General features: G+C 74.7%; 11 protein-coding genes. 10 read left to right on the top strand and 1 reads right to left on the bottom strand.

Annotation, left to right across the window (positions count from 1 at the left end; translation table 11 throughout):
* Positions 1-176: 176 nt before the first annotated feature.
* Positions 177-1172, bottom strand: coding sequence for a 2,3-diaminopropionate biosynthesis protein SbnB (gene sbnB / locus ACIQCH_RS30745; RefSeq protein WP_402586267.1), 996 nt, complete (start codon positions 1170-1172; stop codon positions 177-179).
* 133 nt (positions 1173-1305) lie between these two features.
* On the opposite strand from sbnB, the gene sbnA reads away from it, so the two are divergent.
* The 10 genes from sbnA (at position 1306) to ACIQCH_RS30695 (ending at position 24502) form a co-directional block, all read left to right on the top strand.
* A complete protein-coding gene (sbnA, locus tag ACIQCH_RS30740) occupies positions 1306-2340 on the top strand; it encodes a 2,3-diaminopropionate biosynthesis protein SbnA (RefSeq protein ID WP_402586265.1) in 1035 nt (344 codons plus the stop codon).
* A 41-nt stretch (positions 2341-2381) separates the two neighbouring features.
* Positions 2382-3212 carry a 4'-phosphopantetheinyl transferase family protein gene (locus ACIQCH_RS30735; protein ID WP_402586263.1) on the top strand — a complete coding sequence of 277 codons (831 nt, stop codon included), beginning with the start codon at positions 2382-2384 and terminating at the stop codon, positions 3210-3212.
* Positions 3176-4108: an ornithine carbamoyltransferase gene (locus ACIQCH_RS30730; RefSeq protein WP_402586261.1), complete on the top strand. Its 933-nt coding sequence runs from the start codon at positions 3176-3178 to the stop codon at positions 4106-4108. The genes ACIQCH_RS30735 and ACIQCH_RS30730 overlap by 37 nt, the downstream gene beginning before the upstream one ends.
* A complete protein-coding gene (locus ACIQCH_RS30725; protein WP_402586259.1) occupies positions 4105-5394 on the top strand; it encodes an MFS transporter in 1290 nt (429 codons plus the stop codon). Before ACIQCH_RS30730 ends, ACIQCH_RS30725 begins: the two co-directional genes overlap by 4 nt.
* Before the next feature lie 47 nt (positions 5395-5441).
* Complete coding sequence (locus tag ACIQCH_RS30720; protein WP_402586257.1) at positions 5442-6392, top strand: TauD/TfdA family dioxygenase; 951 nt, start codon at positions 5442-5444, stop codon at positions 6390-6392.
* 148 nt (positions 6393-6540) lie between these two features.
* On the top strand, positions 6541-6768 hold the full coding sequence (locus ACIQCH_RS30715; protein ID WP_402586255.1) for an MbtH family protein: 228 nt from the start codon (positions 6541-6543) through the stop codon (positions 6766-6768).
* Between the two features lie 57 nt (positions 6769-6825).
* Positions 6826-11943 carry an amino acid adenylation domain-containing protein gene (locus ACIQCH_RS30710; RefSeq protein ID WP_402586253.1) on the top strand — a complete coding sequence of 1706 codons (5118 nt, stop codon included), beginning with the start codon at positions 6826-6828 and terminating at the stop codon, positions 11941-11943.
* Positions 11940-22625 (top strand): amino acid adenylation domain-containing protein, encoded by a 10686-nt coding sequence (locus tag ACIQCH_RS30705; RefSeq protein WP_402586251.1) that lies wholly within the window; start codon positions 11940-11942, stop codon positions 22623-22625. Before ACIQCH_RS30710 ends, ACIQCH_RS30705 begins: the two co-directional genes overlap by 4 nt.
* 138 nt (positions 22626-22763) lie before the next feature.
* Positions 22764-23753, top strand: a complete 990-nt coding sequence (locus ACIQCH_RS30700) for a TauD/TfdA family dioxygenase (protein WP_402586249.1) — start codon at positions 22764-22766, stop codon at positions 23751-23753.
* Complete coding sequence (locus ACIQCH_RS30695) at positions 23750-24502, top strand: thioesterase II family protein (protein WP_402586247.1); 753 nt, start codon at positions 23750-23752, stop codon at positions 24500-24502. Before ACIQCH_RS30700 ends, ACIQCH_RS30695 begins: the two co-directional genes overlap by 4 nt.
* Positions 24503-24529: the final 27 nt, after the last annotated feature.

Below are 24529 nucleotides of genomic sequence, written 5' to 3'. Positions count from 1 at the left end.
CCAAAGCCTCCGGGGTGGGCCTGCCGCAGGGCCTGCAGGCCACCCCTGTCAAGCGCCGAGGGGACCCACACACCACGGGACCCACCCCCGAAGCGAGCCCACCCCGACGCCGGCCCCCACCCCCCGGAGCGAGCAAGCAGGCCGCCGATCCGACGACGCTGATCAGCCGACGCAGATCAGGCGAGGAAGTCCTCGACCGTGATGCCGAGGCCGGACTCCTCCGCCCGTCCGCGGACGTACTCGGCGAGCGCGATGTCCAGTACGCCCAGGCCGAACGGGGAGTACACCACGTGGCGGCCGAGGGCGGGGTCCAGGGTGGCCGTGCCGCGCAGCAGGGCGCCGATCGAGGCCGCGACGAAGTCGCGGTTCCCGGTGCGCAGTTCGGCCAGGTGCAGCGAGGTGCGCTCCCGGACGGCGTGGTCGGCGTCGTCGACGACGTTCACGGCGGCGAGGACGGACTCGACGGTCAGGTCGCGCAGCGAGACGTGCAGGACGGTGGCGCCGGGCCGGCAGGCGGACAGGTCCGTGTGCGGTTCGGCCGCCGTGGTGGCGAAGGAGACCAGGGGGTGCGCGCCGAGGGCCTCGGCGCGGTCGGCGACGGCGACGGTCTTCACGGAGGGGACCTCCGCCGCGCACGTGCCGGCGAAGGCCTCGGCGCGGGCGGGGTCCATGTCGTACAGGACGGCCTCGCGCAGGTCCGGCAGGGCGGCGGCGAGGAAGCGGAGGATCTCGAGGTTGATGACGCCGCAGCCGACGAGGACCACGCCGGTCGGCGGGTTCTGCTCGGTCAGGACGCGGGCCGCGAGGGCGGCGCTGGCGGCGGTGCGCTTGGCGGAGATCACCGAGCCCTCCAGGAAGGCGGTGGGGCGGCCGTTCTCCAGGGAGTTGAGGGTGATGCTGGCGCTCGCGCGCTCCATGCCGGCGGCTACGTTGCCGGGGAACGAGGCGATCCACTTCATGCCCGCGACGGGGGCGGAGCCGCCGCGGTAGGCGGGCAGGCCGATGATCCGGTCGCGCGCGTGGTGGTCCTCGGGGAAGCGGAGGAAGGTCGAGTGCGGCAGCGCCGTCGCCCCCTCGTCGTGGAGGCGGTACGCGTCGGCGACGAGGTCGACGATCTCCGTCTCGCGGCCCGCCAGGGTCGCCTGGACGTCGCTGCGCCGAAGGATCAGCATCGCGGTTCCTTTCGATGGTCGTGTGGTGCGGCGACCTTCGCGGCGTCCTCTATATCGGTTCTCTAATAGAACACGCATAGAACGGCTGCGCATTGTGGTCCATCCCGAAAGCAACGACAGAGGGAAGGGCAGCATGAGCCGTCCCGTGCTCCATGGGATTCTGGAGACCATCGGGAACACGCCGCTGGTCGAATTGGGCAATGTCTTTCCGGGATTTCGGTCCCGGGTGTTCGCGAAGATGGAGAGGTTCAATCCGGGAGGGAGCGTCAAGGACCGGTCCGCGCTCAGCATGCTGCGCAGCGGCATCCGCGAGGGCCGGCTGATACCGGGGCACTCAGTGGTGGTCGAGTCGAGTTCCGGGAACCTGGCGATCGGCATCGCGCAGATCTGCAAGTACTTCGGCATCGACTTCGTCTGCGTCGTCGACGCGAAGACGACCGGGCAGAACCTCGCGCTGCTGGCCGCCTACGGCGCGCGCGTGGAGGTCGTCACGACCCCCGACCCGGTCACCGGCGAGTTCCTGGAGGCGCGGCTCGCGCGCGTGCGGGAGCTGGTGGAGACGCTGCCCGGGGCGTACTGGCCCAACCAGTACGCCAATCCGCTCAACCCGCGGGCGCACCGCGAGACCATGCGGGAGATCGCCGAGGCGCTGGACGGCCGGGTGGACTACCTGTTCTCGCCGGTGTCCACCTTCGGCACGCTGCTGGGCTGCGCGACGTACGTCCGCGACCACGGCCTGCCGACCACGGTCGTGGCGGTCGACGCGGTGGGCAGCGCCATCTTCGGCCAGCCGCACAGTCCCCGGCTGATCCCGGGGCACGGCGCGTCGGTGCCGCCGGCGCTGTTCGACCCGTCGGCGGCCGACGAGGTGGTGCACGTCACGGATCTCGACTGCGTGGTGGCCTGCCGGCGGATGGTGGACGCCGAGGGAATTCTGCTCGGTGGCTCTTCCGGGGCCGCGGTGGCGGCTCTGGAGAAATTCGGCGACCGCATTCCCGGCGGCTCGAACGTCGTCCTGATGTTCCCGGACGGCGGCGACCGCTATCTCGGCACGATCTATTCGGACGACTGGGTCGGCGAGCGCTTCGGCGAGGTCTCGCACCTGTGGAAGGGCGCGCTCGCCGAACCCGGCGACCCGCGGTTCGCCGCGGCCGTCACCAGTGCCTGATCCGTGAGGGATCGGGCCCGATGAGAACAGGGGTGACACCCATGAGCGCCGAGGACTTCTCGGATGTCTTCGACGCCGATGTGACGCACGTGTGGTGGGGAACGGTCGAGGGGACCCTCGGTCCGGACGCCGCCGCCGTGCTGTCCGCGGCCGAACGGGACGCGGCCCGCGCGATGACCGCCGAGGCGGGCCGGCACTACGCCGGTGCCCATGTCGCGGTACGCCGCATCCTGGCGGCCTATCTCGGGACGGGCCCGGCCGAGCTGCGGCTCGGCCGGCTGCGCTGCCCGGAGTGCGGCGACGCGACGCACGGCGCCCCGTGCGTCGAGTGGCCGCAGACGGAGCTGAGCTACAGCCTGTCCCGCTCGGGGCCGCACTGGCTGCTCGGCGTGACCGGGGGCGGCCGTCGGATCGGCGTCGACCTGGAGCAGGTGCTGGGCTTCGACACCGAGTCGGTGGCGCCGCTGGTGCTCTCCGACCGGGAGCTGGCGCACCTGGGCCGGGAGTCGGAGTCGGCGGCCCGGCTGGCGGTCTTCCTCCGCTACTGGACCAGGAAGGAGGCGGTGCTGAAGGCCAGCGGGATCGGCCTGGTGGCCGACGCCCGGGAGGTGGAGGTGCACGGGCCGCCCGACGGGGGTCCGCTGATCGTCCGTCACTCGGCGGCCGCCGGCCCGGACACGTGGCTGGTGGAGGACCTCGCGGTCGGTCCCGGCCGGTACGCCGCCATCGCCCGCGAGGCGGCGGCGGCCGGGCCGCTGCGGCTGATCGAGAAGCCGCCGCCGGCCGCCGCGGAGCCCGCCGGGCCTCCGCCCACCGACACGAACAGGAGTACGCCGTGGCCGTCCGCCACCTTGTCTCTCTCGATGACCTGACCGACGACGACCTGCGCGGCATCGTGGCGCGGGGTGCGGAGCTGTCCTCCGGGCGGGCCGCGCCCGGCGGGTCGCTGGACGGGACGGTCGCGGGGATCTACTTCCGCCGCACCTCGACCCGTACCCGTACGGCGTTCTCCGCGGGGGCGCTGCGCCTGGGGGCGCGGCTCGTCACCTTCTCCGGCTCCGACCTGCAGACCAACACGGGCGAGACCAGCGAGGACACCGGCCGGGTCTTCTCCCGGATGCTGGACGTGCTGGTCGCGCGGACCGCGGACGACCCGGCCGAGCTGCGGGCCTGGGCCGGCCAGTCGCGGATGTCGGTGGTCAACGCCATGACGGCCGACGAGCACCCGACCCAGGGGCTGACCGACCTGACCACGCTGCTGCGGCACTTCGGCCGGATCGAGGGCCTGCGGGTCCTCTACCTGGGCGAGGGCAACAACACCGCGGCCGCGTTGGCCCTCGGGCTGTCGCGCTTCGCCGGCACGGAGCTGGAGCTGCGTACGCCCGAGGGGTACGGGCTGCGCGGGGACGTGGCCGTACGGGCCGCGGCGAGCGCGGCGGCCCACGGGTCGGCGGTCGTCGAACGGCACGACACGGACGACCTGCCGCAGGACGTCGACGTCGTGTACACCACGCGCTGGCAGACCACCGGCACCAGCAAGCCGGACCCCGACTGGCGCGCCCGGTTCGAGCCGTTCCGGGTGACGCGGGCGCTGTGGCGTCGGAGCCCGAAGGCCGTGTTCCTGCACGACCTGCCGGCGCACCGCGGGGAGGAGGTGACGGCCGAGGTCCTCGACGGGGACCGGAGCATCGCCTTCGACCAGGCGGAGAACAAGATGCACAGCGCGATGGCGGTGCTGGAGTGGTGCCGCGGCGGTGTCCGGCCATGAGCCTCCTGGACGAGCCGCGTGCGACGGCGGTCGCGGCGCCCCCGCCCCTGCGCCGCAACCGGGACTTCCTGCTGCTGTGGACCGGCGCGGGGCTGTCGGCGCTGGGGCTGCGGGCGAGTGTGACCGCCTACCCGCTGCTGATGATCTTCTTCGGGGGCGGGCCGGCCGGTGCCGGCGTGGTGGGGTTCGCCGCCCTGCTGCCCCAGTTGGTGGTCCAGTTGCCGGCGGGGGCACTGATCGACCGGTGGGACCGCAGGCGGCTGCTCGTCCTGTGCGACGTGGCCGGGCTGTCGGCCATGGCGGCGGTGACCGCGATGCTGCTGGCGGGTCGGCTGTGGCTGCCCCTGGTGGCGGCGGCGGCCTTCGTCGACGGCACCGCCGGGCTCTGCTACCGGCTGGCCGAACGGGCGGCGATCGCCCACGTGGTGCACCCCGCGCACCTGACGGCGGCGCTCGGGCAGAACGAGGCGCGCGGGCAGGCGGCCGGGCTGCTCGGCCAGCCCGCGGGCAGCGGGCTGTTCCAGTTCGGCCGCTGGCTGCCGTTCGCGTTCACCGCGCTCACCCACCTAGTGGCGCTGGTGACCCTGCTGCTGATCCGCCGGGACCTGCAGGGGGAGCGGGCCGCACCGGGCACGAGCCTGCGCTCGGACGTGGCCGAGGGGCTGCGCTGGGTGTGGCGGCAGCGCTTCATGCGGGTGGCCGTGGTGCTGCTGTCCGGCAGCAACCTGCTCTTTCAGGTGCTGACGCTGACCCTGGCCCTGGCCGTGAAGGAGAACGGCGGATCGCCGTGGGCCATCGGCATGATCGGCCTGGTCGCGGGCGTCGGCGGGATCGCGGGGGCGCTCGCCGGATCCCGGGCGGCGGGGCGGCTGGCACCGCGGACCGTGCTGACCGGGGCGCTCGCGCTCTGGGCGGTGCTGATGGCACCGGTGGCCCTCACCTCGGACCCGGTCGTGCTCGGCGCGCTGCTCGGCGGGATGAGCTTCGCCGGGGCCCTGATGAACGTGGTCGCCGGCGTGCACCAGGTCCGGATCACGCCGGAGCCCCTGCAGGGGCGGGTGACCAGCGTCTTCGCGCTGCTGGGCTCCGGTACGGCCTCGGCGGGCGCGCTGGCCGGCGGGTTCCTGCTCGCCGCGGTCGGCACGTACCGCACGGCGCTGGGCATCGCGGCCGGCATGGGGCTGCTGGCCCTGGCGGCGCTGGTGTCGCCCGCGCTGCGGCTCGACCCCGATCCGGAACCCCTCGCGCCGGAGATCGCGGATACCGCACGTACCGAAGAAATATAGGCCCGCCTCCGAAGGTGGGACCCGGTTTCGCAAGGAGGAGAGAACGCATGGACAGCGTGGCGAACGGCGGCCCCTGGGCCCCGGCCGAGGTGACGCCGGCGGAGACCGGGACCGAGGCGAGCGCCCGGGGACTGGCCGACCACCTCGGCTCGATCGAGGACCTCGGCGGTCTGCTGGCCCGGGAGAAGGCCCTGGTCTTCCGCGGGTTCGGCGTCGAGCCGGGCGAGCTGGACGAGGTGATGGACCTGCTGCTGCCGAACCGGCTCGCCTACGTGCACGGCAACTCGCCGCGCACGAAGGTCGGGTCGAACGTCTACACCTCGACCGAGTACCCGGCCGAGTTCAGCATCTCGATGCACAACGAGATGAGCTACGCCCACCAGTGGCCGGCCCGACTGCTCTTCTTCTGCGAGACCGCTCCGCTCGCCGGCGGGGCCACCCCGGTCATCGACGGGCGCCGCTGGCTCGCCTGCCTCGACCCCGAGGTGCGCGAGGCGTTCGCCGGCGGGGTGCGCTACGCGCAGAACCTGCACGGCGGTGTGGGCCTCGGCAAGAGCTGGCAGGCGACCTTCGAGACGGAGGAGGCCGACCGGGTCGAGGAGTTCCTCGCCGCGTCGGGCGCGGACTGGACGTGGCAGCCGGACGGCTCGCTGCGGGTGAGCCAGCTGCGACCCGCGATCACCACCCACCCGGTCACCGGGGACGAGGTCTGGTTCAACCAGGCCGACCAGTGGCACCCTGCCTCGCTCGGCGACGACACGGCCAAGGCGCTGGCGTCGATCATGCCGGCCGAGGAGCTGCCGCAGTCCGTCACCTTCGCCGACGGCTCGCCCATCCCCGACGAGTACGTCGTGCAGATCCGGGACAGGGGCCTCGACAACGCCGTGGACGTGGACTGGCACCGCGGGGACCTGCTGCTCATCGACAACGTGCTGGTGGGCCACGGCCGCCGGCCGTTCACCGGACCGCGCCGGGTGCTCGTCGCGATGTCCGACTGACCCGGCCGTTCCGGGCGACCGCCACGCCCTCCCCTCCGCCACACCCCCCACACCCCCCACACGCACCGCCTCCCCCACCCATCCCCACCCCCCACATCCCCACCCCCCACACCCATCCATCGCACCCATCAGGACTGAGGAGACGACCGTGTCCGCTGAGAACACCGCCGAGCAGGCCTCCGCGCCGACCCACCGCGTGGTGCTCAACCACGAGGAGCAGTACTCGATCTGGTGGCTCGACCGCCCGCTGCCCGTCGGCTGGTCCCCCGAGGGCACCGAGGGCAGCCGCGAGGAGTGCCTGGCCCGCATCGGCGAGGTCTGGACGGACATGCGTCCGCTCAGCCTGCGCCGCCGCATGGACTCCCTCGCGGGCTGACGCGCCCCGCGCCCACCAGACCGATCACGCCGATCATCAACGAGGAGCTTGAGACACATGAATCCCGAGTCGCGTACGGGCGCCTCCCCCAGCGAGCCCCTCCTGGCTCACGAACTCGTAGCGGGCCGCGCCGCGGCGGCTCCGGACGCGATCGCCGTGGTCGAGGGTGCCCGGGAGATCAGCTACGCCGAGCTCGACGCCCGCGCCGAGCTGATCGCCCGCCGGCTGCGCGCCCGGGGCGTCGGCCCGGGCGCGGTGGTCGGCGTCTGCCTGCCGCGTTCCGTCGAACTGGTGTCCGCCCTGCTGGGCGTGTGGCGGTCCGGGGCCGGCTACCTTCCGCTGGACCCCGAGCAGCCCGCCGCGCGTTCTTCCTGGATGCTGGGGGCCGCCGGGGCCGGCTTCGTCGTCACCGGGCCCGGATCGGCGGCGGTGGCCGCCGGTTCGGGCGCCGAGCCGCTGCTCGTGTCCGAGCTGGGCGCCCCGGCCGTCCCGGGCGAGGAGGCTTCCCCGGCAGCCGCCGGGGCCCCGCGGGCCGATGCGGGCCCGCTCGACATCGCGTACGTCATCTACACCTCCGGCTCCACCGGCACCCCCAAGGGCGTCGTGGTCAGCCACGAGGGCATATCGAACCGCATCGCCTGGGCCACCGGGACGCACGGCCTCTCGCCGGCCGACCGGGTCCTGCACAAGACGGCGATCACCTTCGACGCGCACGTCTGGGAGGTGTTCGCCCCCCTGGTCAGCGGCGGCACGCTGGTGCTCGCCCCCGCGGGCGCCGAGCGCGACCCGGCGGAGCTGCTGCGCACCGTCGCCGACCGGCGGGTGACGGTCCTTCAGGTGGTGCCCTCCGTCCTGCGGCTGCTCGCCGAGGAGACGGGCTGGGAGCGCTGCGACGCGCTGCGACTGCTGTTCTCGGCCGGTGAGCCCCTGCACGCCGAGCTCGCGCAGCGGGTGCTGCGCCGGATCGGCGAGCCGGCCGCGGACGGCCGCTTCGAGCTCTGGAACACCTACGGCCCCACCGAGTGCGCCATCGACGTGACCGCGCACCGCTTCGAGCCCGGTCAGGCCACCGGCGCGGTGCCGATCGGGCGCCCGATCGGCGGGATGCGGGTGCTGGTCGCGGACGCCGACGGCCGCCCCGTCGGAGTCGGTGAACCGGGCGAGCTGTACGCGGGGGGCGTGGGCGTGGCCCGCGGCTACCTGGGCAGCCCCGCGCAGACCGCCGACCGCTTCGTACCGGACCCCTTCGCCCAGGACGGCTCCCGCCTCTACCGCACCGGCGACCAGGTGCGCCGGCGCGAGGACGGGGTGCTGGAGTACCTCGGCCGCATCGACCACCAGGTCAAGGTCAACGGTGTCCGGATCGAGCCCGGCGAGGTGGAGAGCGCCCTGAGCGCCCACCCCCGGATCACGGGTGCCGTCGTCACCGCCTTCACCGGGCCGGACGGCGCCAAGCGGCTCGCGGCGCACGTCCTCGCGGAATCGGACGACGTGCTGGGCGGGCTGCGCGGCTTCCTGCAGGAGCGGCTGCCCGACACCCACGTGCCCGCGGTCTTCCTGCGCCTGGACGCCTTCCCGCTGACCGTCAACGGCAAGGTGGACCGGGCCGCGCTGCCCGCCCCCGAGCTCGCCGCCGCGCCGTCGCGGCCGGATCGCCGGGAGCCGGGCACCGAGGCCGAGCGGCTGGTCGCCGCCGCCTGGCGGGAGCTGCTCAAGACCGACGACATCGGCCTCGACGACGACTTCTTCGCGCTCGGCGGCACCTCGCTGCAGCTGGCCCGGCTCGCCGGCAAGCTCCGTACCGCGTCGGGACGCCGGATCCAGCTGCGCGGGCTGTTCGCCGCGACCACGGTCGAGGCGCAGGCCCGACTGCTGGCCCCGGAGGACGCCGCGGCCGACGGACCGGACGCGCCCGCCGCGCCCGGTGCCCCCACCACGGCCGGCGGTTCCGCCGGCCCGGTGGCGGCCGGAGACGCCGAGCCGGCCGTCACCGCCGTACCGCGCGACGCCGGACCGCTGCCGCTGTCCTTCGGCCAGCGGCGGCTGTGGTTCCTGGACCGGATGAACCCGGGCAGCTCCGAGTGGGTGGCCGGGCTGTTCCTGAAGGTGCCCGACGGCACCCACGTCGCGCACGTCCAGCGCGCCCTGAACGCCCTGGTGGAGCGGCACGAGGCGCTGCGCACCCGGTACGCGGTGGTCGACGGCGAGTCCGTACAGGTCGTCGCCGCCCCGCACCGGGTCGACCTGCGCCATCTGCACGCGGACCGGGCGGAGTTCACCGAGGTCCTCAAGGAGGAGTTCGGCCGGGGCTTCGACCTGGAGAACGGGCCGCTGCTGCGGGCCGCCCTGGTGCGGCTGCGCGGTGGCGACCACGTGGTCACGGTGGCGATGCACCACATCGCCACCGACGGCTGGTCCTCGAACGTGCTGGAACGGGAGTTCCACCAGCTGCTCGACGCCTACCGGGCGGGCCGCGTGGACGCGGGCCTGCCGGTCAAGGAGCTGGACTACGCCGACTACGCGGTGTGGCAGCGGGCCCGGCTGACCGACGAGGTGATCGCCGGGGAGCTGGACCACTGGCGCGGCGTCCTGGCCGGCTCCACGCCCGTGGAGCTGCCCGCCGACCGGCCGCGGGCGGCGGTGCGCGACGGGCGCGGCTCGGTCGTCCACTTCTCGGTCCCCGAGCCGGTCGTGAGCCGGCTGACCGAGCTGGGCCGACGGCACGGCGCCACCCCCTTCACCACGCTGGTCACCGCCTACGCGACGCTGCTGGCGGCGCACACCGGCCGCTGGGACGTGCCGGTGGGGACGCCGGTGGCCGGGCGCGAGCGCGCCGAGACCGAGGGGATGGTCGGGTTCTTCCTCAACAGCGTGGTGCTGCGCTGCGGGCTGGACGCCCGGCTGACCTTCCGCGAGGCGCTGGATCGGGTCAAGGAGACCGCCCGGGACGCCTTCGCCCACCAGGACCTGCCCTTCGAGCGGCTGGTGGAGGAGCTGGCGCCGGAGCGGGACCTGTCCCGCACGCCGCTCTACCAGGTCGCCTTCGACCTGCACGACGAGTCCTTCAACGGGGCCGTGGAGGACGCCGAGGACGTCCGGACCCTGCAGGAGATGTGGGGCGTGGCGCACACCGACCTCACCCTCTACATGCGCCGCCACGACGACGGGACGATGTTCGCGAGCCTGGAGTTCGCGACCGCGCTGTACGACGCGGCCACCGTGGAGCGGCTGGCCGAGCGCTTCCAGCGGCTGCTGGCCGCCGTCGCCGCCGACCCGGAGGTGCGCCTCGGCGAGGTGGAGCTGCTGCCCGCGGACGAGCGGGAGCGGCTCACCTCCCGGTGGGCCACCGCGCCGGTGGGACCCGTCACCGCGGCCGCGCACGAGGTGTTCGCCGCGCAGGCCGCGCGGACGCCGGACGCGGTCGCCGTGCAGGAGCGCGCCCGGTCCGTCGGCTACGCGGAGCTCGACGCCCGCGCCAACCGGCTGGCGCACCGCCTGCGGGCGCTCGGCGTCGGCCCCGAGACGCGGGTGGGAGTGCTGCTCGACCGCGGCGCCGAGCTGACCGCGACCCTGCTGGCCGTGTGGAAGGCCGGCGGCGCCTACGTGCCGATGGACCCGTCCTGGCCGGCCGAGCGGGTGGCCTCGATGGCCGGGGACGCCGGAGCCCGCGTGGTGGTGACGGCCACCGACCACGCGGGGCGGTTCGCCGGGTACACCGGTGCGCTGGCGCTGGTCGACGCGGACGCCGGCGAGGCGGCGCTGGCCGCGCTGCCGGCCACCGCGCCCGAGGTGCCGGCGGACCTGGAGCGGCTGGCGTACCTGATCTACACCTCGGGTTCCACCGGCCGCCCCAAGGGGGTCGCGGTGTCCCACCGCGGACTGGCCAACCACCTGCGGTGGGCGGTGGACGAGCTGGTCTCCCGGGGGACGGGCGGCAGCGCGGTCTTCTCCTCGACGGCCTTCGACCTGGCCGTGCCGAACGTGTGGGCGCCGCTGCTGGCCGGCCAGCGGGTGGTGATGCTGCCGCAGGACACCGACCTGACGGAGCTGGGGGCGCGGCTGCTGGAGTCCGGGCCGTACAGCTTCCTGAAGCTGACCCCCGGTCACCTGGACATCCTCACGGGGCAGCTGACGCCCGAGCAGGCCGTCGGTCTGGCCGGAGTGGTCGTGGTCGCCGGCGAGGCGCTGCCGGGTCCGCTGGCCCGCGAGTGGGCGGACCGGCTCGGCGCCGGCCGGCTGGTCAACGAGTACGGGCCGACCGAGGCCTCCGTGGGTACCTGCACCAGTCCGGTGCCCGCGGGCGCGCTGCCGCCGGTGGTGCCGATCGGCAGGCCGCTGCCCGGCATGGCGATGTACGTCCTGGACGAGGCGATGCGCCCGGTGCCGACCGGCTCCGTGGGCGAGCTGTACGTGGGCGGTACGGGCGTGGCCCGCGGCTACGCGGACCTGCCGGTGCCCACCGCCGAGAAGTTCGTGCCCGACCCGTTCGGGGAGCCGGGCGCGCGGCTGTACCGCACCGGGGACCTGGCGCGCTGGCTGGCGGACGGGCAGGTGGAGTTCCTGGGCCGCACCGACCACCAGGTCAAGATCCGCGGCTACCGGGTGGAGCCGGGTGAGGCGCAGGCGGTGCTCGCCGACCACCCGGGGGTGCGGGAGGCCGTCGTGGTCGCCCGGACCGACGCGGGCGGGGCGGTGCGCCTGGCGGGGTACTTCGTACCGGCCGTCAACCCGGTCGAGGGGGGCGAGCTGGCGGAGTACTGCGCCGAGTTGCTGCCGGACTACCTGGTGCCCTCCTCGTTCACGGCGCTGGAGGCGATCCCGCTGAACGCCAACGGCAAGCTGGACCGGGCCGCGCTGCCCGACCCGACCCCGGCGGCGGCCGGTGGCGGGGACGAGCCGGACGGCCCCCTGCAGGAACGTATTTCCGAGATCTGGGCCGAGCTGCTGGGGACCCGGATCGGGGTGCACGACAACTTCTTCCGCTCCGGCGGCAACTCGATCCTCGCGATCCGGCTCATCGCGGCGATCCAGACCGAGTTCGAGGTCGCGCTGCCGGTCCGCGACATCTTCGAGCATCCGACCGTCGCCGGTCTGGCGAACGCGGTCGAGTCCCGTATCCGCGCCGAGATCGAGCAGTTGTCGGACGTCGAGCTGCTGGAGGAGCAGAGCGCATGAGCATCCAGGAATCCGCGCCCGTCCAGCGGGCCGACCGCAAGCCGTCCACCGAGGAGCTGAGGGCCGAGCTGCTGCGCAGCCGCCTCGCGGGCCGTCGCGGCCCGCGGGGCGGGTCCCGCCCGCTCTCCCCCGCCCCGGCGGGCATTCCCCGTGCCGACCGCGGCGCGCCCCTGCCGCTGTCCGCGGGCCAGCAGCAGATGTGGTTCCTGAGCCGGCTCGAGCCGGACAGCCCCGAGTACCTGGTGCCGCTCGTGCTGCGACTGCGCGGCGCCCTCGACACCGCGGCGCTGGCCGCCGCCTGGCAGGCGGTCACCGACCGGCACGAGGTCCTGCGCACCCGGTACGGCCTCGACGGCGTCGAGCCCGTACAGCTGGTCGACGAGCCGTCCGCGGTCGTCCTGGAGCTGGACGACCTCACCGGGGAGGACCCCGACGAGCGGGAGGCGCTGGCCGCCCGGATCGTGGAGCGGGAGGTGTCCACCCCGTTCGACCTGGCCGAGCAGTGGCCCGCCCGGGCCCGGCTGGTCCGGCTGGCCGCGGACGAGCACGTGCTGGCGGTCACCTTCCACCACATCGCCTGCGACGCCTGGTCCACCCGGATCTTCGCCGACGAGCTGAGCACCCTGTACACCCGTCGGACCACCGGCGACGGCACCCCGCTCGCCCCGCTCGAGGTGCAGTACGCCGACTACGCGGCCTGGCAGCGCGAGCAGTCGTCCGGCCCCCTGCTGGAGCGGCGGCTGGCGTACTGGCGGGAGCGGCTGGCCGGCGCCCTGCCGGTGGAGCTGCCGACGGACCGGCCGCGTCCGGCGGTGCGCGACACCACCGGCTCCGACGTCCGCATCACGTTCCCCGAGGGGCTGGCCGGGCGGGTGCGCGAGCTGGCCGCGGCCCACGGCACGACCCCCTTCGCGGTGCTCCTGACCGCCTTCCAGGTGCTGGTGGCCCGCTACACCGGGCAGAGCGACGTGCCGGTCGGCACCGTGGTCTCCGGGCGCGGCCGCCCCGAGCTGCAGCGGCTCATCGGCTACGGCATCAACACGCTGGTGATGCGCGGCAGCTGGGCGGACGACCCGGGCTTCGGCGAGCTGCTGACCCGCACCCGCGCCACGGTGCTCGACGCGTTCGACCACCAGGAGGTGCCCTTCGCCCGGCTGGTGGACGAGCTGCAGCCGGAGCGCGACATGTCGCGCACCCCGCTGCACCAGGTCGCCTTCACGATGCACGAGCAGCGGCTGGACGCCTTCAGCCTGCCGGGCCTGACCGTCGAGCAGTACGCCCGCCAGGACCGGATCGCCAAGTACGAGCTGACCCTCCAGATCGAGGAGGCCGCCGACGGCGCGCTGGGCGGCGCCCTCAACTACGCCACCGCCCTCTTCGACCGGGCCACCGCGGAGCGGATGGCCGGCCACCTGCTGAACCTGCTGGACGCCGCCACCGCCGACCCGGAGCTGCCGGTGTCCCGGCTGCGGCTGCTCGGCGACGCCGAACTCGCCGTCGTCACCGGCGCGCTCAGCGGGCACCGGCCCGGTGCGCCGGTGGAGTCCTGCGTGCACGAGGCCTTCGAGCGGCAGGCCGCGGCGACCCCCGACGCGGTCGCCGTGACGGCCGGGGGCACCCACCTCACGTACCGGGAGCTCAACGAGCGCGCCAACCGGGTGGCCCACCAGCTGCGCGCCATGGGTGCCGGCCCCGAGCAGCTCGTCGGGCTCTGCCTGGAGCGCGGCGCCGACCTGCTGCCCGCCCTGCTCGGCATCCTCAAGTCGGGCGCCGGCTACCTGCCGCTCGACCCCGCCAACCCGGCCGACCGACTCGCCTACGTCCTGGCCGACGCCGGGGCCCGGATCGCCGTCGCCTCCGGGGCGACCCTGCCGGCCCTCGCCGACGCGCAGGGCGTCGAGACGCTGCTGCTGGACCGGGACGCGGACCTGGTCGACGCCCGGCCGGTCACGAACCCCGAGCCGCTCGCCGGTCCCGACTCGACCGTGTACGTCATCTACACCTCCGGCTCCACCGGCCGTCCCAAGGGCGTCGTGCTGGAGCACGGCAACGTGCTGCGCCTGCTGACCACCGCCCACGAGCACTACGCCTTCGGCCCGAGCGACGTGTGGACGATGTTCCACAGCTACGCCTTCGACGTGTCGGTGTTCGAGATGTGGGGCGCCCTGCTGTACGGCGGCCGGGTGGTCGTGGTCGGCCAGGACGTGACCCGTTCGCCGTCGGACTTCCTCGACCTGCTGGTCGCCGAACGGGCCACCGTGCTCTCCCAGACCCCGACCGCGTTCCGCTCGCTGGTCGCCGCCGCCGGCTCGGGCGACCCGCGCGTCGACCGGCTGTCCCTGCGCGCCGTGGTGTTCGCCGGCGAGAAGCTCGAGGTGCCCGAGCTGCGGCCGTGGCTGGACCGGGTCGGTCCGGACGGTCCGGCGCTGGTCAACATGTACGGCATCACCGAGACCACCGTGCACACCACGTACTACCGGATCGGGGAGGCCGACTTTGAACCGCTTGCGGGCAACCGGGTGGGCCATCCGCTCAGCGACCTTTCGGTGTATCTGCTGGACGCGGCCGGCCAGCCGGCGCCCGTCGGGGTCCCGGGCGAGATCTTCGTCGGCGGTCCGGGAGTCGCCCGCGGCTACCTGGGCCGCCCGGAGCTGACCGCGGAGCGGTTCGTCCCCGACCCGTTCGGCCCGCCCGGCGCCCGGCTGTACCGCTCCGGCGACGCCGCGCGCCGACTGCCGGACGGCAGCCTGGAGTTCATCGGCCGGATCGACAACCAGGTCAAGATCCGCGGCTACCGGGTGGAGCTGGGCGAGATAGCCCACGCGCTGCTGGAACACCCGGGCGTCGGTGAGGCCGTGGTGCAGGTGCGCACCGATTCCGGCGAGAAGCAGCTGGTGGGCTACCTCGTCGCACAGGAGCCGGGCGGCCTGCCCGACCCGGGTGAGCTGCGCACCCTGCTGCGCCGGACCCTGCCCGAGTACATGCTGCCGGCCGCGTTCGTCCCGCTGGAGCGCATCCCGCTCACCGTCAACGGCAAGCTCGACCACCGCGCGCTGCCGGCCCCCGACACCGCGACGCTGCGCGGCGCGGGAGCGTACACGGCCCCGCGCACCCCGGTCGAGGAGCGGGTCGCGGCGGTGTGGGCCGAGGTGCTCGGTGTGGAGCGGGTCGGTGTCGAGGACTCCTTCTTCGACCTCGGCGGGGACTCGATCCGGGCGATCGCCCTGGTCGGCGCGTTGCGCGCGGCCGGGTACGACATCTCGGTGCGCGACGTGTTCGACTTCCGTACGGTCGCCCAGCTGTGCGAGTCGATCACCGGGCGGCCGGCGCTCGCACCGGGTACCGAGACCGTCGCCCCGTTCGCCCTCGTCGACGAGGCCGACCGGGCCGCCGTCCCCGACGGCGTGACCGACGCCTACCCGCTGTCGCAGATGCAGCTCGGCATGGTCGTCGAGATGCTCGCCGACCCCAGCCGGAACCTCTACCACAACGTCTCCACCTTCCGGATCCGCGACGACCGGCCGTTCGACCCGGCGGCCTTCCGCGAGGCGGGGCGGATCGTCACCGCCCGCCACGAAGTGCTGCGCACCTCGATCGCGCTGACCGGCTTCTCCCGGCCCATGCAGCTGGTCCACGCCGAGGCCGTGATGCCGCTCGGCTGGCAGGACCTGAGCGGTCTGGACGCCGACGCGGTGGACGCGGAGCTGCGCGCCTTCACGGCCCTGGAGCGCACCCGGGTCTTCGACCTGGCCGTGCCCTCCCTGATGCGGTTCCACGCGCACCTGACCGGCGACGGCGCGGGCTGGTGGATATCGGTGACCGAGTGCCACCCGATCCTGGAGGGCTGGGGCCACCACTCGCTCCTCATGGAGCTGATCGAGGTCTACCGGGCGGTCCGCGACGGCCGCGAGCCGGAGCCCTTCGACGCCCCGGCCGTGCGCTTCGCGGACTTCGTGGCCGGGGAGCTGCGCGCCGTGGACTCGGCCGAGGACCGCGCGTACTGGCGGTCGGTCGTCTCCGAGCACGCGCCGCTGCGGCTCCCGCAGGGTTGGGGCGACGACCCCGCCCTGCCCCGCGAGACCGTGCAGGCGGGCATCGTGTGGACCGATCTGGAGGAGGGACTGCGGCGGCTGGCCGCCCGTGCCAAGACCTCCCTCAAGAGCGTGATGGTCGCCGCGCACCTGGCGGTGATGAGCCGGCTGACGGACGAGGCGGCCTTCCACACCGGCCTGGTGTGCGACGCCCGGCCCGAGCTCCTGGGCGCCGACCGGGTGCTGGGCATGTACCTCAACACCCTCCCGTTCGCCCACGACCGCTCCGCCCGCACCTGGACGGACCTGGTCCGCCAGGTCTTCGCCCGCGAGGTCGGGCTGTGGGGCCACCGCCGCTACCCGATGGCCGCGATGCAGCGCGAGTGGGGCGGTTCGCGCCGGCTGCTCGACGTGTACTTCAACTACCAGGACTTCCGCCAGGTCGACGCCGGCGTGGTGGACCACGAGGGCGGCATCGACGACAGCCCCTCGGAGTTCCCGCTGACGGTGTCCTCCCGGGTCGGCCACGTCATCGTGACCTGCGAGTCCCATGCGGTGAACCGGGAGCACGCCGAGCGGCTGGTGGCGATGTACCGCCGGGTGCTGGAGGCGATGGCCGCCGATCCGGACGGGGACGCCACCGTCGACCTGCTCGGGCCGCAGGAGCGCCGGGAGCTGCTGGTCGGGGTCGACGACACCGCCGTGCCGCGCGGCGCGGCCACGGCCCTGGACCTGTTCACGGCCCGGGCCGCCGCCGAGCCCGGCGCGGTCGCGCTGCTGCGGGACGGCCGGGAGTACTCGTACGGCTGGCTGCTGGAGCGCAGCGAGCGGTACGCGCGGGCGCTGCGCGCGCTGGGTGCCGGCCCCGAGTCGGTGGTCGGGCTGCTGCTGGACCGTACGCCGGAGCTGGTCGCGGCGATGCTGGGGGCCTGGCGGACGGGCGCGTCGTACGTGCCGCTGGACCCGGCGTTCCCCGCGGACCGGATCGGCTACGTGCTCGCCGACGCGGGCGCCGGTCCGGTGGTCACCGAAGCGGCGTACGCGGACGTCCTCGACGGGGTGCACGACGGGCCCCGTCTCGTCCACGACCTGCCCTGGCCCGAAGTCCCGCAGGACGGGGGGCTGCCGGCGGCGGCCGGGGCCGGCCAGCTCGCGTACACCCTGTACACCTCGGGCTCGACCGGCCGTCCCAAGGGCGTCGGCATCGAGCACGCCGCGCTGGCCAACCTGCTGCTGGCGATGGCCGAGCAGCTGGGCTCCGGCGCCGCCGACACCTGGCTCTCGCTGACCTCGGTGTCCTTCGACATCTCGGGCCTGGAGCTGTTCCTGCCGCTGGTCACCGGCGGTCGGCTGGTCCTGCCGGACCACCTGGACACCAAGGACGGCGCCGCGCTGGCCGCCCTGGTCGAGCGGCACGGCATCACCCACGTCCAGGCCACCCCGTCGGGCTGGAACCTGCTGCTGCGCTCCGGTCTCGACCGGGCCCGCGTCACGGCCCTGACCGGCGGCGAGGCGCTGCCGGCCGAGCTGGCCGGGGAGCTGTGCTCCCGGGTGGACCGGCTGGTCAACGTGTACGGGCCCACCGAGACGACCATCTGGTCGACGAGCTGGGAGGTCCCCGGGGACGGGGGCCCGGTCGCCATCGGCCGCCCGATCGCCAACACGTCGGTGTACGTGCTCGACCGGGCGCTGCGGCCGGTGCCGGCCGGCGTCCCCGGTGAGCTGTACATCGGTGGCGCGGGCCTGGCCCGTGGCTACCGCAATCTGCCGGCGCGGACGGCCGCGGCCTTCGGTCCGGACCCGTTCTCCGAGGTGCCCGGCGCCCGCATGTACCGGACCGGTGACGTGGTGCGGATGCGGCCCGACGGCGCGCTGGCGTACGTCGGCCGGGCCGACGACCAGGTGAAGATCCGCGGGGTGCGGATCGAGCCGGGCGAGGTCGAGGCCGCGCTGATGACGCTGCCGGGCGTCGCGCAGGCGGCGGTGACGGTCCGCGAGGACACCCCCGGCGACAAGCGCCTGGTCGGCTACGTCGTCCCGGCGGACGGCGACCCGGCCGAACCGGGCGCGCTGCGCCGGCTGCTGGCCGCCCTGCTGCCGGAGCCGATGCTGCCCTCCGCGTTCGTCGCGCTGGCGGCGCTGCCGCTGAACGCGGCGGGGAAGGTGGACCGCCGGGCGCTGCCGGCGCCCGAGGGCGACGCCCTGGCGACCGCCGACCACGTGGCGCCGCGCACCCCGGCGGAGGCGCGGATCGCCGCGCTGTGGGCCGAGGTGCTCGGCGCGGACCGGGTCGGTGTCGAGGACTCGTTCTTCGACCTCGGCGGGGATTCGCTGCGCGCCGTCAACCTGGTCGGGGCGCTGCGGGAGGCCGGCTACGACATCGCGGTCCGCGACGTCTTCGAGCAGCGGACCGTGGCCGGGCTCACCGGGGTGGCGTCGGCGCGGCCGCCGCTGGCCGGCGGGATCGCCGCGGTGGCGCCGTTCGCCCTGATCGGCGCCGAGGACCGGGCGCTGGTGCCGGCCGGGGTGGCGGACGCCTACCCGGCCTCGCAGCTGCAGCTCGGCATGCTGGTGGAGATGCTCGCCGACACCGGCGGCTCCACGTACCACCAGTGCGTGTCCATCCGGGTCACCGACGACCGGCCCTTCGAGGAGGCGGCGCTGCGCGCGGCCGTGGCCCGGGTGACCGCCCGCCACGACGTGCTGCGGACCTCGTTCGACCTGACCGGGTTCTCGCAGCCGATGCAGCTGGTGCACGCGGCGGTCGAGGTGCCGGTGCGCGTGCACGACCTGCGCGGGCGGGACGGGGCGGCTCAGGAGGCGGCGCTGTCGGCCTTCCTCGCCGCCGAGCGGGCCGACCGCTTCGACCCGGCCCGGACCCCGCTGCTGCGGGTCGCGGTCCACCTGGAGGACGACGCCGCCTGGCGGGTCACCTTCAGCCAGCCGCACGCGATCACCCAGGGCTGGGGCCAGTTCGCGCTGGTCACCGAACTCGTGGACGTCTACCGGGAGGTCCGCGACGGCGGCGGCGACGGCGCCCCGTACCAGGCGCCCCCGATCCGGTACGCGGACTTCGTGGCCGGCGAGCTGGAGTCGCTGGCCTCCGGCACGGACGGCGCGTACTGGAAGGGCGTCACCGGCGGGTACGCCCCGCTGCGGCTGCCGGCCGGCTGGGGCGAGGAGGGCGGGCGGCGCACCCACGTGGTGCCGGTCGACCTCACCGACCTGGAGCAGCCGCTGCGGGCGTTCGCCTCGCGCGGCCGGGTCTCGCTCAAGAGCGTGCTGCTGGCGGCGCACCTGAAGGTGATGAGCCAGCTGACCGAGGAGGCGGCCTTCCACACCGGGCTGGTCGTCGACGTCCGGCCCGAACTGCCGGGTGCCGACCGGGTGCTGGGCATGTACCTCAACACCCTGCCGTTCGCCCACGACCGTACGGCCCGCAGCTGGGACGAGCTGGTCCAGCAGGTGTTCGCCCGCGAGGTGGACCTGTGGGGCCACCGCCGCTACCCGATGGCCGCGATCCAGCGGGAGGCGCCGGGCGCGCAGCGGCAGATCGACGTCCTGTTCAACTACCACGACCTGCGCGTCTTCAACAGCGACCGGATCGACGCGGCGTCGAGCGTCGGCGAGACCACCACCGAGTTCGCGCTGAGCGTCGCCACCGGCGGCCGGGGCCTGAACCTCACCGCGGACTCCCGGGTGCTGAGCCGGGCGAACGGGGAGCGGGTGGCCCGCATGTACCGGGCGGTGCTCGCCGCCATGGCGGACTCCCCCGACGGCGATCCGCGCCTGACGTACCTCGGTGACGCGGAGGAGGAGCTGCTGCGCTCCTGGACGCGGACCGGTCGGGAACCGGCCTGGGTGGCGGTGGAGGAGGAGCTGGAGCGGACCGCGGCCGCGGACCCGGGGCGGCCGGCGCTGACCGCCGACGGGGTGGCGCTGAGCTACGCCGAGGTGGCGGCGGAGTCCAACCGGCTCGCGCACCACCTGCGGTCGCTCGGCGTCGGCCCGGACACGGTCGTCGCCCTGCACGCCCGCCGCTCCCCCGCCACGGTCATCGCCGTGCTGGCGGTGCTCAAGGCGGGCGGTGCCTACCTGCCGCTGGACCCGGCGCTGCCGGCGGAGCGGCTGGCGTACATGGCCGGGGACGCGCACGCCGTCCTGCTGCTGGGCGGGGCGCTCGCGCAGGCGCCGGACCTGCCGGCGGTCGCACTGGACCGGCCCGCCGCGTGGGCCCACCACCCGGCGACCGCGCCCGCGCCGGTCGCCGACGCCGACCACCTCGCGTACGTCATCTACACCTCGGGCTCGACCGGCCGCCCCAAGGGCGTGCAGGTCACCCGGCGGGGCATGGCCAACCACCTGCTCGCGAAGGTCGAGGACCTGGAGCTGACGGCCGCCGACGCGCTGGTGCAGAACGCCTCGATGTCCTTCGACATCTCGGTGTGGCAGATGCTGGCCGCGTTCGTGGTCGGCGGCCGGGTGCGGGTGGTCGACGAGGCGGTGGCGGTGGACCCGGCGGCCCTGTTCGGCCGGACCGCCGACGAGCGGATCACGGTGCTGGAGGTCGTGCCGTCGCTGCTGCGCGCCGCGCTCGACGCCCGCGACGCGGGCCTGCTCGCCTGCGAACTGCCGCACCTGCGGTGGCTGGTGGTGACCGGGGAGGCGCTGCCGCCGGACCTGTGCCGCCGCTGGGCCGACCGGTTCCCGCACGTGCCGCTGGTCAACGCGTACGGGCCGACCGAGTGCTCCGACGACGTCACGCACGCCGTCATCCGGGCCGGCGACCCGGTCGGCGAGGCCCGGGTCACCATCGGCCGCCCGGTGCGCAACACCCGGCTGTACGTCCTGGACGCGGCGATGTCGCCGGTGCCCGTGGGCGTCCCCGGGGAGCTGTACGCGGGCGGCACCGGGGTCTCGCGCGGTTACGGGGGGCGCCCGGCGCTCACCGCCGAGCGGTTCCTGCCCGACCCGTTCGGCCCGGCCGGCTCCCGGCTGTACCGGACCGGTGACGTGGCCGCCTGGAACGAGGACGGCACCATCGAGTTCCTCGGCCGGGTCGACCACCAGGTCAAGGTGCGGGGGGTGCGCATCGAGCTCGGTGAGATCGAGGCCGCCCTGACCGCCCTGGACGCGGTCGCGGACGCGGCCGTCGCGGTCCGCCGGGGGCCGCTCGGCCACGAGCAGCTCATCGGCTACGTGGTGACCGCCGACGGCACCGCCCCGGACGCGGCGGCGCTGCGCGAGGAGCTGGCCAGGTCGCTGCCCGAGGCGATGGTCCCGGCGGCCTACGTACCGCTGGCCGCCCTGCCGTTGACGCCCAACGGCAAGGTGGACCGGGCCGCCCTCCCGGAGCCGGCCGCCTGGTCGGCCGGGGACCGCCCGTACACCGAGCCGGCCACCGCGACCGAGCGGCGGATCGCGGCCATCTGGTCGAAGGAGCTGGGGATCGCCCGGATCGGGCGGGAGGACGGCTTCTTCCGGCTCGGCGGCGACTCGATCCTGGTGATCCGGGTGATCGCGGCCGGGCGCAAGGCGGGGCTGGACATCTCCCTGTTCCTGCTCTACCAGCACGACACGCTCGCCGCCCTGGCGGCCGCCGTGGACGCGGCGGCCGTGACGGCGGCGGCCGCGGCCGGATCGGCCGGGGCGGGCTCCGGGGCGGCCACCGAGCGGGTCCTGGACCCGGAGGCGGTGCGCGGGGCGCTCGCCGCGAGCGGGGTGCCGGGCGCCTCGCTGGCCGTGATCGAGGGCGGCGAACTGGTCGCCCTGGAGGCCATCGGACGGCTCGACGCGGACGGCGACGCACCCGTCACGACCGACACCGTCTTCCAGACCGGATCCTGGGGCAAGCACGTCACGGCCGTCGCCGTGCTGCGCCTGGTCGACCAGGGCGTACTGGACCTGGACGCGCCCGCCGACGCGTACCTGCGCGACTGGCGGCTGCCGGCGGCCCCCCGGCCCATCACGGTGCGCCACCTGCTCAGCCACCTCGGCGGGCTCGCGGAGACCCCGCGCCAGGCCGTGCGCAGGGGCGAGCCGGTACCGGCGCTGCTGGACCTGCTGCGCGCCACGGCGGTGCCGGAGCGGCCCGCCGGGTCGGGATTCCACAAGTCCAACGCCCACTACTCCGTGCTGGAACGGCTGCTGACCGACGTCACCGGGGAACCCTTCGAGGCCCTGATGCGGCGGCTGGTGCTCGATCCGCTGGGGATGGCGGGCAGCAGCTTCGACCGGTCCTTCCCCGAGTACTGCGGGCGGCCCGTGGCCCTGGGCCACGACGAGCGGGGCAGGCCGCTGGAGGGGGGCTGGCTGGTCCATCCCGAGCTCGCCGCCGCCGGCCTGTGGAGCACCGCGGCCGACATGGCCCGGTTCGAACTGGAGGTGCGGCGCAGCTTCCTGGGCCGTCCGCTGGCCCTGCTCTCGCCCGCGAGCGCCGGGCAGCTGCTCACCCCGCACAGCTCCGGCTTCTACGGCCTGGGCACCATCGTCGACGACGGCGGGGCGGAGCTGGAGTTCGGCCACGGCGGCTCGCCCGGCGGCTACCAGGCCGTCTCGATCAACCGGTTGCACCGCGGCAGCGGGCTGGTCGTCCTGACCAACGGCGAGTTCGACGAGGGGGTCCTCAAGGCGGTCGGCATCGACCGCTGACCGGCCCGCCGGCGTCGCCCGACGCCGGATCAGAAGCGGTATCGAAGATGTATAGCCCCCGGTCGGAGACTGCTCCGGCCGGGGGTTCTTCGCGAGTCCGTGCCGGCGGCACTACGGGTCGAGACGAGGAGATGGAAGATGACCGCGCAGAGCCTTGCCTTCGTCGTGGAGCGCGAGAGCGGCAGCCCCGGCATCGTCGAGCTGATCGGGAAGGAGTCGGCGCAGCTGCGCGAGCGGCTGCGCGCTCACGGCGCGCTGCTGCTGCGCGGCTTCGACGTGGGCGGCGTGGACGGCTTCGCCGAGGTCGTACGGGCCCTGTCCGGGGAGCCGCTGAAGTACTCCGAGCGGTCCTCGCCGCGGTCCACGATCAAGGGCAACGTCTACACCTCGACCGACTACCCGCCGGACGAGGAGATCTTCCTGCACACCGAGAACTCCTACCAGGCGGCGTGGCCGCAGCTGCTGTACTTCCACTGCGTGCGCGAGCCCGAGACGCTGGGCGCCACCCCGCTGGCCGACACCCGCGAGGTGCTGCGGCGCATCGACCCGGCCGTCGTGGCGGAGTTCGAGCGGCGCGGCTGGACGGCGGTGCGCAACTTCCACGAGGGCTTCGGCGTGGACTGGCGGCACGTGTTCAACACCGAGGACCGTGCCGAGGTCGAGGCCAACTGCCGGGCCAAGAAGCTGCAGTACGAGTGGACCGAGGACGGCGGCCTGCGCACCCGCGGCATCCGCCGGGCCGTGCACGTCCACCCGGTGACCGGTGAGCGCGTGTGGTTCAACCACATCACCTTCTTCCACAACAGCACGCTGGCCCCGGACGTGCGCGCGGGCATGCTCGAGCTGTTCGACGAGGCGGACCTGCCGAGCAACACCTTCTACGGCGACGGCGGCACCATCCCGGACGAGGTCACCGCCCACCTGCGGGACTGCTACCGGGCCGCGTCCACCCGCTTCGACTACCGCGCCGACGACGTCCTGGTCGTGGACAACATGCTCGCCGCGCACGGCCGGGAGCCCTTCACCGGCCCGCGCCGCATCGCCGTCGCGATGGCCGAGCCGTACACCCCGGGCGAGTCGTACGCCCCCGGCGAGCCGTACGCCCCGGCGGCGCGGGTGGCGTCATGAGCGCCTGGTTCCGCACCTTCGCGCCGCGCCCGGCAGCGGCCCTGCGGCTGATCTGCTTCCCGCACGCCGGGGGCGCCGCCAGCGCCTACCGCGGCTGGGCCGAGCTGCTGCCGCCGTCGATCGAGGTGACGGCCGTGCAGTACCCGGGCCGGCAGGACCGCATCATGGTCGACCCGCCGGCCGACATGGACACCCTGGTCCGCGAGATCACCGCGGAGATCGGGCCGCTCCTCGACCGGCCGGTGGCCTTCTTCGGGCACAGCATGGGCGGCACGGTCGGCTACGAGGTGGCCCGCGCCCTGCCCCGCGAACTGCGGCCCGCCCTGGTCCACTTCTTCCCCTCGGCCCGCAAGGCCCCGCACGACTGCGCCCCGCTCGCGCCCGAGTACCGGGGCGACGACGGCATCCTGCGCTACGTCGCGGGACTCGGCGGGAACGCCGGCCTGCTCGTCGCCCACGAGGAGCTGCGCGAGCTCGCCCTGTACGTGCTGCGCGCCGACTTCCACCTCATCGACACCTACGCCCACCGGCCCGGCGCCCCGCTGGCCTGCCCCGTCACCGCCGTCACCGGCTCCTACGACGCCGCCTGCACGAGCGCCGACGCCGCGGCCTGGGCGACGTACACCACCGGCGCGTTCGACCGGCGCGAACTGCCCGGGGGCCACTTCTACCTCGAGAGCGCCCCCGAGGAGCTGCTGGCGCTGCTCGCCGACGCCCTCCTGCCCGTCACCGCCTCCGCCGCCCGCTGACGTCCACCCGCTATTCCCAAGGAGCTC

It is taken from the genome of Streptomyces sp. NPDC093225 (assembly GCF_044753805.1).
In the GTDB taxonomy this organism is placed as follows: domain Bacteria; phylum Actinomycetota; class Actinomycetes; order Streptomycetales; family Streptomycetaceae; genus Streptomyces.
The sequence above is the reverse complement of the archived record's forward strand: the minus strand, read 5'-3'. Positions and strand labels throughout refer to the sequence as shown.